Genomic DNA, 13,309 nt, shown 5'->3' with positions numbered 1-13,309 from the left:
TATTGTATTTTCTCTTCATAAGTTCCCTTATGAAAAATATTATAAATACAACATATAAATAAATGGTCATTGTACTTAACCCAGCCAAATATAACAAAAAGATATTTATTAAATTTAATACTATTAATAAAATAAATAAATTTATGAATGTTTTTTGAGCCTTGCTTTGACTGCTGGTTTTTTTAAAAAAATAAGCCCATTGTACCTCCCTTGATTCCCTTTTAAAAATCCCTTTCCATTCAGAAAACTAGCCTGATTATTAAAGAACAATTAGAAGATATTGTTGTTTTTCTATTTTCCAAATAGCACGGATGTAAAGTATGTAAATATAGCTATTAATAGACCTGCACTAAACAGTATGCTTCCAGTAATTACAAAGTTATTTATATAAGTCTCAACAATCATGTTGTAACGGCTTGTATCAGCGACACCATCTTCTTGATTAAGAACCCAAGAATCCCCTATAGCAGTTGCAAAAGAAATACTTGAAAACATCAGAATTAATCCTGATATTACTAATAAAGATGAAATAATACTTAATCCTTTAAAATGTTCATTTAACAAACAGTTCCCCCCTAAACTTTATAATCATTAAGGACCTCCCTTAATCGTTCAACTTTAACTATTCTGAATAAATAGATCAGACTCAACATAATAAAAGACACTTATTAGTTCGTAAGTAACACACCTATTAATTCAAAAAAAACCTTGAATTGATACAAATAAAGAAAATATGAAAACAGCTATCTATAAGTAACTAGCCAAGTGTTTTTTTCTTCTTATTAAATTCTTCTAATCCCATTACCAACATTAATAAACTCAAAAGTAATATCATAAGAGATTGAAAATCATAATTCTTAGTAATGAGTCCATAAACCGCTATTATAATAACAGCTGGTGATAATACATAACGTAATTACTTTAACAAAAATACTCTTCTCTCCTTATTGAGCTTTTCTAGATTTTTAGTTTAGGTACATTTCTTAAAAACTTCCTAAATTTAACATATATTTTTCATCTTATATTAAACAATCTGGCCCTATAAATGAAAAAGAGAGCATCCTTGTTTAAAATGGTGCTTTATTGTTGAAAATCAATGCTTGATTACAGAATAGTTCTTTAACTGGTTGAACCCATAGGACCTATTTTAAAGGTACGAAATACTGAAGGTACATCTTTATAGGCTACAATAATTCCTTTTTCTTTAATATCACATTTGCTTACTATTTTTGTTGGCACCGTTACTTCGAATGCCCGTGTAAAAGGAAAGTGAGTTAAGCCGATATACCTTTCATTAAGCCAATATGCTACAATTCTATCACTTTTCTCAACTGAAAAGAGTTCTGTACCTTCAAAGCCATTTTGATACCAAGGAAATTCATCACTTTTTGGCACACCTGGATCATTAATGCAAATATATAATGATAAGTTATCCAAAAATTTTAATATCTCAAGATGAATATTACTATCCTCTATTGCTATACCCAATTCTAGACATAATCTCTTTTGCCGTGTCTTTTCATATTGTAAGTATTTAATCTCATCTTCACTCTTACTGTTGCTAAAAAAAGATGAATAGTGCCGACTACAAAGCAATGCAGCATACTTGTTTCGTTGTTCAATCCAGTCAATCCCATATCTATAATGCGGAAGTTTAAGTGATGAAGGTAAATTAATAAATGAGTATGGAGAATTTTTTTTATCATCCCAAAGAGGGGCAGCATCTAGTCCTATCCATGCACAATCATGATATTGGGTAGCAAACAGAATATCTTGTTTGAGTTCCTTTCCTGTAAAAAACTCTTCTTGCAAATAGCTAAAGAGATCACCTGATAAAACAGCATGGTTATGTTGCTCTATTATTACAAATTCACTTTCTCGTTCATTAATAATCAATCATATAACCCCCTTGTTTTTGATATGTAATCCTTAAAGAAAGAGATGCTTTATCCTACTTTACCACCAATAAGAATACTTTATCTTCTGTCAATGTAATGATATTTTTTACAACTTCCGACTGATTTGCTTACTTGTCAAAAAAAGGTAGAAATAATCAATCCTTAGTACATAGCAAAATCAACACGTAACTTCAGTGAATTTCATGGAAAAACTTTTTCCCTGACACTATTCAGTGTTTTTTAAATTTTATATTTAAAGTATCTCATTTAGCTTTGTTAGGAATCTTGCCCTATACTAAAATAAGTACATTCTAAAAATTAACATTCAATTTTAAACCAACCAGTTTCTTTAAGAAAATCACCTTTTGATAGTTGTTTCCGTGTAATAAACTGTCTATATGAAGTAATTGTTCCATCATGTGAGACGATATAAACCCTTCTTTTATGAAGTTGCTTACACCATTTAATGAATTTTTCTGCTAATATATTAAATTTGAACTCAGGCAATGTATTTATTCCTTCTATCCATAAATCAAATAATAGTTCATCATCTATTTTAAAACATGAAAATTCATCTTTTATTATTTCCTTTTTTAAAATTGCATCACAAGGTAGACTGTCCCAATTTGGATTTTGAGGGAACATTCTTGGGGCTACCAAAGGAGTTACTATTTTATTGCAATTTATACCTTCGCTCCATATCATTGCTGTTTGAAGAGTTCTTCTTATAGGACTAATTACCAAAACATCTTTTTCTGATAATGGAAATTCTTTTCTTAGCTTTTTGGCTTGATTAATACCTTCTTTTGTTAATGCAGGGTCTGGATTCTGTAAACTAGCTGGTAAATTGACTGTATGCTCACCTTGTCCATGTCTAATGAATATAAACTCCAACCTTTTCACTCCTAATAAAACTCACCCAATTAATAAATATTTTTTTTATACCTTTTCCTTTTCAATTAACATATCAACAGGAGTTTATAAGTACTGCTTAATTTAAATAATGCGTATTTTGGCTTACTAATATCTGAGTGACTTTTTCAATCCATTTACCTTTATCATCAGCAAGTATAGTATTCCAACCTAAATTTCGGCCTACAATCAAATTTTTTTCTTGGTCATCAATGAATATCGCTTTTCCCTCGCTGCTAAATTTCGAATTAACTTCTACGTAAATGCCGACTTGAGGTTTACAAAGTCCCACATCACAAGAAATAGTTATACTCTTTATGGAATTTCCAACGGGTCTAATGATGTGTTTAATCCACTCTATATGATGATTACTTAATAAGTGGATATTTGCAAACCTACTCCACAATGGGAGTTCTTCAAGAGCAGGCAAGGGTTTAATGACAGATAATAATTTTTTTTGGCATAACTACCATCAATTGTTGGGAACCTTTCTATCAACCTCTCCCAAAATTCTTGTTCAGTAATTTTTCCAGTCCAAAACTCATCACGGACTTCCTTTCTAAACTTAATAAGTTTTTCATATGTAACTTCGAATTTTGAAGATAACTCCTCCCAATAAATTGGAGAGAAGTTACTTGCAATTACTCCAGCAATGTCTAAAACTAAGTCAATCTTCTTAATCACCTATTCAATCCTCCCAAAATACTACTTTCCTATTAATTTCAAGTAATATATTGGAAAATCCTGCTTATTTAATTTTTGGTCAGTTAGTAGACACTGCATACCTTTTAAATCCTCATAACTCTATATCTCTTATTTATTATTAGATTTTTTTTAAAATCTTCAATGATATGGCCCTAAAAATGAAAAAGAGCGACATCCTTATTCAAGAATGGCGCTCGTTTGTTGAAGAGTATAATAAGAGATACTTCTAATATCTTTCAACAATTATCACATCATCGGAAGGAGTAAGATACTCCTTTTCCCCTAATTTAAAATAATCACCTTGACGATCTATCTCTACATATTGAACAACTTCATCATCTTTCATGAAAATCAAAAGAAATATATCGTCTCTCCAATCAATATTACTAGGATCTTTAAAATGAACCCCTAATTGCTCATCTATACCTTCTTGGGTACTGTAAGGTGTAATAAGGAAGCCTTTATCCCAGTCAAAATCAGCTAAACTATTAATACTGATTTCAGTATTATTTACATCTTCTACTATAGAATATATGGACTTTCCTAGTTCTACATTATGGTGAACTTTATTAAGAATGCTATATCCTGTTAGAAATAGTTGTGGTAGAAGAACGAAAAAAATAAGTTTCTTCAATTTAAACTCCTTCTTCTTTTAAGATACCCTATAAGAATTTATTCTTCATATATATTAACATATATATCCAATTCTAAGTTTAAAAATTTTATATATTTTCCTTTCCCTAGAATGAGAATCAGCGCTATCCTTATTCAAGAACAGCGCTTTATTGCTGAAGATTGTTATTGAACTTATGTTCCGTTAGATTAATAAGCATTCCTTATCTAATTTCTGGTTCTAGCATATATATAATGATTTTTATCGAAAATATATGATTCTTTTTCTTTTTTAAAACCAATTTTCTCTGCCACAGGCGGTGTTAAACAATCTTGCCTTTTTGATGAAGATAGATTTATGGATTGAAATCGGTGCTTCTCTTCCTTAAGACGTGTTAATAACACTTATCCTTAGTTCCTTCTATAATAAAAACGCCTCAACCCCATTACTACCATGGAATTAAGACGTTTTAATTTCTTATTTTCAGTTGTGTTAATAGAAATTTCACACGAAGTTAAGACTTTAAGAATAATGGGGAGTGTTCTCCCTCTCTTCAAAACTGTTCATTATTATATCCAACTTGAATAACATTTAACTTAGCTTAGTAATAATGTAAAATTAGATCTTCAACACTCTCGCTCTATTGCTGAAAATCACTACAACAATATTTATGCTAACTACGAACTAACTTATTTATCACTAATTTTCTTGCTGCTGAACTATTTTTCATAAATCTGATTATTTTAAAAAAATAAAACGACTTGTGCACCGAACAGTTGTTTCTGTTTTTACTTTATTCTATAATTGAATTAATACATATAAAAAAAGGAGCATTCGCATGGAACCTACTACTAAAAACGATTTGGTACAATTGATTGAGTATAATAAAAATTACGAGCCATATCTTTCGAATTTTCACTTACCTCCAGACAAGCTACAATTCACTTGTTATCCATTAGAAAAAATTAATAATCCTAACTTATCAAAAGATTCAATTCATGTTTTAATACTGAATAAAGATATTCCAGTTGGCTATTTCGCCTTAGAAAGTGGAGCAAAAGTGTTGAAATACACTAAGAACTTGAATGCTAGGTTACTAACTGCTTTCTCTATTAATCATGACTTTCAAGGTAATGGCTTCGCCAAGAAGGGTCTTCACTTATTACCCTGTTTTGTTAGCAAGAATTTAAAAAATGTTAACGAAATAGTATTAGGTGTAAATAAGCGAAATACGGCTGCAATCAATCTATATAAAAAGACTGGATTTGTAGATCATAATGAAGTCTACATAGGACCAAGTGGCGAACAACATATAATGCATTTAAGAATTCCACTTGAAAAGGACTAGTTATGTCCTTTTCTTTTTTATGTCGCTTTTCCATCAAATTACCATCATAACCAATTCGGAAGCAGAAGAAGACCCCTGCCTCTTAACATCATCTTGCCATTTTGCAAATATAAGAGTAGGCATACAAGTACCACCAGAGTAAAAGAGTTGCCAGTATGATATAAATGATTGTATATATCCAAAAAGGTATTTCAACCACTAATATCCCTAAGTAATACAGTGGCAAATCAATTCCGTAGACCATAATAGGTGTAAGTAAACGCCAGCGAAGCTTTCGAAAAAGTATAACCCCTACAACAAAGATTAGACTTTTAAGCATTCCCATAATTGAGGAGATAAAAAGGTCATCACGATAAGGATTATCAAAGATACCATATTCATAATGGCGAATTGCGGCAACTGACATTATATACATCACAGTACCCACACCACTCCATCCTTGCATCCATAACGATAGAAAACGTGACCATTTCTTACCTGACTGAAGAGAGCGCATCCAAAACTTGGCTAATAACAAAAAAAATAATACCGCAATAAACGTATATTCTTTTCTCCACCAATTTTTATGATAAATATCAAGCCACTCAAATAACCACCCTACTCCAACCAAAGTTACAGCAAATAGTACGCTCCAACGTAACCGAAGTTGATACACCGCTGTTACTACACCCAATACAGGAATGACAAATAAGTTGGAAACAATTGCCCCTAGTGCGTGATCATAGTATTGTTGAGAGAGCACTTTAGGAGAATAAACGTAGCAGTTACCGATAATCATGACAAAAAATTCTGCTACATAAACCATTCCAGAAAAGCTCTGAAATAGTACTGCAATACCAAATTGACGTTTATGAACAATTATTATAAACAATATAGTTAAGCTAATAATAGTAAGAATTAAATAAGGTACATAGTTGGGCATTGTTCAGACCCCATTTTTCATTTATCATTCCACAGAACATTTTTGTTATTCACCAAGACCACTTTAATAATTTAGAGACATTTATAATTCATACTAGTAAATTGGCTAATTACATCCAGTGAAAGGATCCCTTCTTACACTATACTGCTTCATTAAAGTAAAAATCATCACAGTATGTTAACTCAGAATAATTTTCTTCAAATATGTTATTCAAGAATATGGCCTGATTGATATAGATATGCGGATTGAAATCGGTGCTTCTCTTTCTTAAGAACGTTTTAATTACACTTATCGTTCGTTCCTGACAAAATAAAAAAACGTCTAAATCCAGTAATTTCAATGGTTTAAGACGTTTTTATAGTCGAATTTTGTTGTGTCAATAGATATTTTACACGAAGTTAATATTTTAAGAATAAGAGTGAGTTTCCTCTCTCACTTTAAAACTGTTCATCCAACTGGAAAGGCATTTAATTTAGTTTAGTTAGATAAAACATGAAATTAGATCTTCAACAATTGCGCTTAGATTGTTGAAGATTGTTATTCAACTAATGCACCCTTTAGTTGAACAAGAACTTATTTAGATTTAAAGTAAATTATTTCAGGGTCTCCTTCATCTAAATTTTCAATAAATCCACTTTGTAAAAATCCATTTGCTTTAAAAACTTCTTGCATTCTTAGATTTGATTTATTGGTTGAAGAGAAAATTTTCTTTGTTGGGGAAATATTTACAAAATACTCAATAAGCGATGTAGCGTATCCTTTTCGTCTTTCAGTTGGTCTAACAATTATCAGTGAAATGAAGCTACAATCAAAGAAATGAGTATCAAATATTAAAATACCAGCGATACGGCTCTTATCATTTGCAACTATACATCTCTTTTCTTCAATCGCTTTCCTAATGTATTCACATCTGCTTTTGTTACCGATTACTTCTTCATCAATCTTCACTATATCATCTAAATCAATTAATTTAGCCATTTCTAGAGATTTCAAAATGCCAGTCTCCTTAACTTTTTAGATTACTAAATTCGCTACTGAATAAAATAAATCCTTCTTACACTATCCTGCCCTTTAATAAAACAGAGCTAGACAACTTTTAGAGTTCATAAATAATTCCTTCGTTATCTTTACCATTAAACTCTAAATAAAAAGGTTGAATTCGTTCATTTAAACAATATTCAATCCTCTTCCTAAAATTTTTCCAGTTTACCATTTCTAGTGCTTCTTCTATTGGGAAAAACCCTACTTCTAGGCTCTCAGAACTAGTAGTAGGAACCCCTTCAATTGCTTTTCCTAAAAATAATGTATTACAAATTGAACGATCTACATTTTGAAATATTCCACAAAATTTTGTAATCTCAATATCGATTCCTGATTCTTCCTTTGCTTCCCTGATTGCTGCATCTTTAAGCGATTCCCCTTCTTCTACTTGTCCACCAGGAATTTCCCATCCTCGACGTGGGCCTTTTATTAATAAAATTTTCCCTTGTTCATTCAATACAATAGTGGCTGCTGAAATAATATGCTTTGGCGTACTCATAAATAGACCTCCATTAGACACTTCCCTTATAACTCTCATTACTATCTAACTTTGACATTTGGTTTTATTTTCCTTCTCCAACAGGGATGCCTAACCTAATATGAAAAGGCTGCCGTAACGACAGCCCTTTTCTTCAACTCTTTCTACCGTTAGCTTTATATGGAACCATTTGAAATTTAACTCGGCAAACCTACTTCAGAATAAAAATATGATAAATTGTGTGAAGAAAGTGCTTTTTTTATCAACTTTTCATCATATCCATTATGAATTATTGTGTATAAAATCGATTTAATTCTATCTTGCCTTTGTCTTCTTAAATTTGATTCCAATTGTATCTCTAGTGGTACAGTGGGAATAGTGTATTCACCAATTCTCACATTTTTAAAGTGACTCCAAATATACTGTCCACCCTCCCATATTCCATCACCTGTTAAGGAGTCGGGAATTCCAGCTGAATTAGATATATGTACAACTTCAACATTAAATCCATTAATTATCCATCTACCTTTTGTCCAGGTGAAACCCGATGGAAATGTTTGATTAAAAACAGGTTCTTCTTTAGAAGATAACCAATCATTAACGTGCCGATTTTCACTTATAGTAGGAAGGGAAAACTCATTTAATAATTCAGCAAATTGTGAGACACCTTCAATATGTTTAACATAAATATCTATATCACCTGGTTCCATTTTACAACCTTGCAAAACAGAACCAACTGAACCCACTAATATCCAGTCAATTTTTGTATTTGACTGGAAATAAATCTCACACACTTTAGACAATGCACTTTTCCAACTTTTCTCCATTTATCTCACCTCAATTGATATAAATTCAATTAAGATTCAAATTTCCCTTCTTAAATTAAACTGCCTTTTTAGCTCAATAATAAAAGGGACTGCTGGAATACTAAAAAGTATGATTTATTTTTTCGATAACTTCTACTAATTCATCCCTTGTTTCTAACAATTTATTTTTCGGACTTTCATTATTTAAAGGCACTTCTAGATAAAAATCAGCAAACGACTGGTGCTTATACCTTGGTACAACGTGCATATGAAAATGAGATAATTCGCTAAAGATGCCTCCATTTTGGCAAATTGTTATCCCATCAGGTTTGTAAAGTGTCTTTATAGCTTTTGAAATTAACCTTGATGCCTTAATTATAGCGTTTGCGGTATGTGCATCAAGTTCATCAACATCTTCAAAATGTTTTTTGGGCAGTATCATAACGTGCCCTTCATTAAATGGGTCGTGGTCTAATATACAACAAATAAAATCGTTCTCATGAACTACATTTACAGGTGCAAATCCATTAGCTAAGTTACATCCCAAGCAGTTCAAATTTAATCACTTCCTATAAAATGTGAATATCCTGATATTCAACATAAAGAAGAAAAAGTCCTCTTTGTTCAACTATCCTGCATCGTTAGTTCTATAACAAAAAAGCTCGCCGCAGCGATACACGTTCTTTCACTATCACTCCCGATAGTTGAAGTAGAAAAAATTATTTATGGTATTCAATTAACCAACAATCCTGATATTCACCTTCGTGAAACTCATTCTTAGGAAGTATTTTAACTTTTTTAAATCCGCATTTTTCATAGCATCTAATAGCCCTTGTATTTCTTAATTGAGGATCCATCACTACTCTTTCTGCTTTCTTTTCTTCAAATAAAAAATGAACCATAGATGATACAAGTAATGTTCCAATCCCTTTATTCCAATACTCTACTTCACCAATAAATTGGTCTGTGCCATAAACATTTTCTCTAAAATATCCATAGTCTTTTTTCGTTTCATCATCCAATTGATAAAATTGAATATACCCAATTTCGTTATCATTGAACTCCACAATACATCTAACTTCATCATCTTCAGGGGGATAAAAACCTTTTTCAACCTTTTCTAAATTAAATGGATTGTCCCTACCCTCATAATATTCAAGGACCAATGGGTTTGAAAGCCATTTCACTAAAAGGTATTTATCCTTTTCTTCTAATTTTCGAACTTTTAAATTACCATTTTGAAACAGCATAATATTCCTCACTTTTTAGTAAGAATAGGTAGATAATTCGTTTCCTATGGACAAATCCCTGTTAAGCTAACCTGCTTCGTTAGCACAACAAGAAAGAGCCACCGAAATATCTGGTTTTTAAAGGAAAGCACCCTTTAGCCTAAGAACAATCTACAAATGAATTATGTAAATTCCATAACCTATCTCCTAAACTATCTATTAGAGCTTTTGCTCTTTTTTCAATATTCTCTGGAAGGTTGTCTTTACTGAAATACTCAAGATTTATACTCTCCCCATCATTCATTTCTAACTTCCCACTTACATCTATCGCACGATATAGGTTAATTACACTATATGTCTCATCCCCATTTGGATAACGAAAATAATAACGTGGACCTGAGAAAACACCTATTAATTCAAACCGATTAGCAATTAGTCCAGTTTCTTCTTTTAATTCACGAGAAGCAACTTCTTCAAGAGTTTCCCTAAGCTCCATTGAGCCACCAGGTAACCCCCAATCTAAAGTATCTGAACGATGTTGAAAAAGAATTTCCTTTTTCTCATTTATCACAAGTATAGTTGCTCCCACACTTATGATAGGTCGACTACCAATAAACTTTCGTATTTCAGAGATATATCCCATTTTTCTCCTCCTAATTATCATCTAAAGTATTTATATTTCTCATTTAATTATTAATATCCCTTGTTCAACTAAACTGCCCTTTCGTATTATAAGGTTAGCCAGAATGCTAAATATTTCTGGTTGACCTTTTTTAAAATGGTTTTATTATATCAGTAGCCAGGGTAGAACGTATCTGCCCGTGGGGCTTCGACCCCGTCAGCTAAACTGTTCGCCCCCTACTTGTAGAAACATGATTGAGGCTGGTTGGGACGTAGATCTCGTATAACAAGCGAAGCTGTGATACTGCATGGAGGAATTAGGGGTTACTGGCAAATTACCAGTTTAGGAGGAGGAGATTTAGAATGAATCCAGTCGTTGGTCTGGATATTTCAAAAGGGGAAAGTCAAGTTCAAGCATTTTTAGATAAAGGCAAACCTTATCGTAAGAGCTTTAAAATTTCACATACTGTTGAGGGTCTTAGTTCACTTGTTTCGTTTCTTGAGGATGTGAAAAAAGAGTCCGGCAAGAAACCTTCAATAATTTTAGAAGCTACGGGGCATTATCAAACACCAGTAGTTCATTACTTGGAAGAACGAGGTTATTTATTAATTATCATCAATCCATTGATTTCCTATAAGGCTAGATCATCAAGCTTAAGAAAAGTAAAGACAGATGTCATTGATGCTTATCTTCTCTGTGAGTTGTTTTATAAGGAGGAATTAGAGCCTTATAAAAAGCGTGGAGTCCAGTTATTAAACCTTCGCAACCTTACTAGACAACATGAAAATATAACTGGAGTGATGATACAAACAAAGCTTCAATTTCAGGCAGTGCTTGAACAAGTGTTTCCTGAATATAAAGGGGTTTTTGGAGATTTATATTCGGTGGTGTCACTTTTAACTCTTTCAGAGTTCCCTTCCTCTGAGGATATTTTGAATGCAAGCGAAGAAGTAGTTACAGACAAGATAAAGGGTCTTTGTAAGAGTCGATCAAGCAGGTGGGCAAAGGAAAAAGCGATTCAACTTAAAGCTGCGGCTGCACGTAATCCTTTTGAAAAGGCAGTCTATCAGAGTCATATTTTAAGCCTTGGTATGTATATTAAAATGATTCTTCAATACAAAGAGCATCTAGCAAAGTTAGAGACCGAGATAGATGCCCTCGCTAAAGATATTGAAGAATATAATATTATCAAATCTATTCCTGGTATTGGAGAAAAAATCGCTGCAACGATTATTTCTGAGATTGGGGAGATAGATCGATTTAATGACCCAAAAAAGCTTGTAGCATTCGCTGGAGTTGATCCTAGTGTATTTGAATCTGGTAAGTTTTCTGCCACCAAAAACCGAATTACTAAAAGAGGATCTAGTAGACTTAGACACGCCTTGTACATGGCTGTTCGTTGTGCCATTAGAGATTGTCGTAAGAAGAAAACGACGGATGAAATCATACCTCGCAATAAAAGAATGCGAGAATTTTACGATAAGAAACGTGATGAAGGAAAGCCTTTTAAAGTAGCTGTTATTGCCTGTGTAAATAAACTCTTACATTGGATATTTGCACTTTTAAAAAATAGAACTACTTTCCAAGATATTGCTTAGAACCTAAATCTAACTAATTAACACAAAACCTTCCAAATCTAAACAAACGGAAGGTTATTTGGCATGCTTATTTTTAGTATAGCATGATATATTTTAAGTTTTTAATGAAAAATATTGACAAACTATTAGCTGGTTTAGCTCAATAAGAAAAACAGCGATATTTTTTAATAGAACCATCGCTGTCTGAACCAAGTCTTAATAAATCTATATAATTCCATACTTTTTTAATGCATAGTCAATTCCATCTTTATTAGATGGCTTTGTAACAAAATCCGCAACATTTTTCAATTTTTCATTTCCATTTCCCATTGCTATACCAAGCCCTACTAATTCCAACATATCAACATCATTTTCACCGTCACCAAAAGCAACAGCTTCAGACTTATCGATACCGAAAAATTCTAATGTTTTCACTATGGCTAGAGACTTTGATACATCCTCCTGCAAAACATTTAGCACATAGGGATGCCATCTTTTAAATGATAGTTGCGGAAACTTTTGTATGTACTTCTCAACTGTTTCATCGTTTGCAAACAAACACATTAAAAATACTTCTTCATTATGAATAAATCGATTAGTTTCAGGATACTCATCTAGAGACAAAGTTTCCTTCAAGGCAGTTAAGATTTCCTTCTCTGTTACACCATTCATACTAAATTCTTCTGAATAAAAAGACAAACCACTATTCTCTGTCTTGGCAAATTCAACAACTTCTTGAATGATACTTTTATCTATTGGTACTTTATGAATAACTTCCTGAATGTGCTTCACGTACCCACCATTTGCTGTTATAAACGTTTCAATACCTAATTCTTGTAGTTCTTTACACATTGATAACGGTCTTCCTGTTGCAGCTACCACCTTTATCCCTTTGGTTTTCAAAGTTTTTATAGCCTTAATAGTAGAAGAAGAAATGCTGCCATCTTCGTGATGTGTAATAGTCCCATCTACATCGAAAAAAACAATTTTATAACTCATAAACCTCTCCCTAAATAGTTCCGGTTATAATTAAAATCTTAATCTATATTCGACCTCCAAGTAGGAAATCCTTCTTCAACTAAACTGCTCCGTTAGTTCAATAAAAAATAGGAGTTGCCGCAACAACTCCTTGTTGAACTATAGCTACCCTTTAGTTTA

At 32.2% G+C, this 13,309-nt stretch carries 16 protein-coding genes; 2 read left to right on the top strand and 14 right to left on the bottom strand.

Annotated features, from left to right (window positions below):
• Positions 1–291 precede the first annotated feature (291 nt).
• The 6 genes from BK577_RS15005 to BK577_RS14980 form a co-directional block, all read right to left on the bottom strand.
• Positions 292–564: a hypothetical protein gene (locus tag BK577_RS15005; RefSeq protein ID WP_078433701.1), complete on the bottom strand. Its 273-nt coding sequence runs from the start codon at positions 562–564 to the stop codon at positions 292–294.
• 555 nt (positions 565–1,119) lie between these two features.
• Entirely contained in the window at positions 1,120–1,896 is a 777-nt protein-coding gene (locus BK577_RS14995) for a DUF3891 family protein (RefSeq protein ID WP_078433700.1), read from the bottom strand.
• Between the two features lie 320 nt (positions 1,897–2,216).
• Positions 2,217–2,801, bottom strand: a complete 585-nt coding sequence (locus tag BK577_RS14990) for a histidine phosphatase family protein (RefSeq protein WP_342743298.1) — start codon at positions 2,799–2,801, stop codon at positions 2,217–2,219.
• 88 nt (positions 2,802–2,889) lie between these two features.
• Positions 2,890–3,216 (bottom strand): HAD family hydrolase, encoded by a 327-nt coding sequence (locus tag BK577_RS26410; RefSeq protein ID WP_245823519.1) that lies wholly within the window; start codon positions 3,214–3,216, stop codon positions 2,890–2,892.
• Positions 3,183–3,494, bottom strand: coding sequence for a hypothetical protein (locus BK577_RS26405; RefSeq protein WP_245823518.1), 312 nt, complete (start codon positions 3,492–3,494; stop codon positions 3,183–3,185). Before BK577_RS26405 ends, BK577_RS26410 begins: the two co-directional genes overlap by 34 nt.
• A 247-nt stretch (positions 3,495–3,741) precedes the next feature.
• Positions 3,742–4,149: a hypothetical protein gene (locus tag BK577_RS14980; protein WP_078433698.1), complete on the bottom strand. Its 408-nt coding sequence runs from the start codon at positions 4,147–4,149 to the stop codon at positions 3,742–3,744.
• An 817-nt stretch (positions 4,150–4,966) separates the two neighbouring features.
• Here BK577_RS14980 and BK577_RS14975 point away from each other — a divergent pair.
• A complete protein-coding gene (locus BK577_RS14975; RefSeq protein WP_078433697.1) occupies positions 4,967–5,476 on the top strand; it encodes a GNAT family N-acetyltransferase in 510 nt (169 codons plus the stop codon).
• Positions 5,477–5,564: 88 nt separating this feature from the next.
• Here the strand turns inward: BK577_RS14975 and BK577_RS14970 are convergent, their stop codons facing one another.
• The 7 genes from BK577_RS14970 to BK577_RS14940 all read right to left on the bottom strand — a co-directional run bounded on the left by BK577_RS14970 (position 5,565) and on the right by BK577_RS14940 (position 10,595).
• Positions 5,565–6,398 (bottom strand): hypothetical protein, encoded by an 834-nt coding sequence (locus BK577_RS14970; RefSeq protein WP_078433696.1) that lies wholly within the window; start codon positions 6,396–6,398, stop codon positions 5,565–5,567.
• Positions 6,399–6,971: 573 nt separating this feature from the next.
• The gene (locus BK577_RS14965; RefSeq protein WP_078433695.1) at positions 6,972–7,391 is read right to left on the bottom strand and encodes a GNAT family N-acetyltransferase; all 420 of its coding nucleotides are present in this window, start codon (positions 7,389–7,391) and stop codon (positions 6,972–6,974) included.
• Between the two features lie 103 nt (positions 7,392–7,494).
• Positions 7,495–7,938 (bottom strand): NUDIX hydrolase, encoded by a 444-nt coding sequence (locus BK577_RS14960; protein WP_078433694.1) that lies wholly within the window; start codon positions 7,936–7,938, stop codon positions 7,495–7,497.
• A gap of 176 nt (positions 7,939–8,114) precedes the next feature.
• Entirely contained in the window at positions 8,115–8,744 is a 630-nt protein-coding gene (locus BK577_RS14955) for a nucleotidyltransferase family protein (protein ID WP_078433693.1), read from the bottom strand.
• Between the two features lie 100 nt (positions 8,745–8,844).
• Positions 8,845–9,279, bottom strand: coding sequence for an HIT family protein (locus tag BK577_RS14950; protein ID WP_078433692.1), 435 nt, complete (start codon positions 9,277–9,279; stop codon positions 8,845–8,847).
• A gap of 163 nt (positions 9,280–9,442) precedes the next feature.
• Positions 9,443–9,973, bottom strand: coding sequence for a GNAT family N-acetyltransferase (locus BK577_RS14945; protein WP_078433691.1), 531 nt, complete (start codon positions 9,971–9,973; stop codon positions 9,443–9,445).
• A 139-nt stretch (positions 9,974–10,112) separates the two neighbouring features.
• Positions 10,113–10,595, bottom strand: a complete 483-nt coding sequence (locus BK577_RS14940) for an NUDIX hydrolase (RefSeq protein WP_078433690.1) — start codon at positions 10,593–10,595, stop codon at positions 10,113–10,115.
• Between the two features lie 341 nt (positions 10,596–10,936).
• Between BK577_RS14940 and BK577_RS14935 the strand changes: the two genes are divergently transcribed.
• Entirely contained in the window at positions 10,937–12,172 is a 1,236-nt protein-coding gene (locus tag BK577_RS14935) for an IS110 family RNA-guided transposase (protein ID WP_078433689.1), read from the top strand.
• A 204-nt stretch (positions 12,173–12,376) separates the two neighbouring features.
• Here the strand turns inward: BK577_RS14935 and BK577_RS14930 are convergent, their stop codons facing one another.
• Positions 12,377–13,150, bottom strand: coding sequence for a Cof-type HAD-IIB family hydrolase (locus BK577_RS14930; RefSeq protein WP_078433688.1), 774 nt, complete (start codon positions 13,148–13,150; stop codon positions 12,377–12,379).
• Between the last annotated feature and the right edge of the window lie 159 nt (positions 13,151–13,309).

Origin of the sequence: Metabacillus halosaccharovorans, assembly GCF_002019635.1 — a bacterium.
GTDB classification, from domain to species: Bacteria; Bacillota; Bacilli; order Bacillales; family Bacillaceae; genus Metabacillus; species Metabacillus halosaccharovorans.
This window is presented reverse-complemented; position numbering and strand designations above follow the sequence as displayed.

Coding starts and splice junctions, on each gene's coding strand:
- BK577_RS14975 (WP_078433697.1), top strand. CDS start 4,967: ATGGAACCTACTACTAAAAACGATTTGGTACAATTGATTGAGTATAAT.
- BK577_RS14940 (WP_078433690.1), bottom strand. CDS start 10,595: ATGGGATATATCTCTGAAATACGAAAGTTTATTGGTAGTCGACCTATC.
- BK577_RS14930 (WP_078433688.1), bottom strand. CDS start 13,150: ATGAGTTATAAAATTGTTTTTTTCGATGTAGATGGGACTATTACACAT.
- BK577_RS14935 (WP_078433689.1), top strand. CDS start 10,937: ATGAATCCAGTCGTTGGTCTGGATATTTCAAAAGGGGAAAGTCAAGTT.
- BK577_RS14945 (WP_078433691.1), bottom strand. CDS start 9,973: ATGCTGTTTCAAAATGGTAATTTAAAAGTTCGAAAATTAGAAGAAAAG.
- BK577_RS14955 (WP_078433693.1), bottom strand. CDS start 8,744: ATGGAGAAAAGTTGGAAAAGTGCATTGTCTAAAGTGTGTGAGATTTAT.
- BK577_RS14970 (WP_078433696.1), bottom strand. CDS start 6,398: ATGCCCAACTATGTACCTTATTTAATTCTTACTATTATTAGCTTAACT.
- BK577_RS14960 (WP_078433694.1), bottom strand. CDS start 7,938: ATGAGTACGCCAAAGCATATTATTTCAGCAGCCACTATTGTATTGAAT.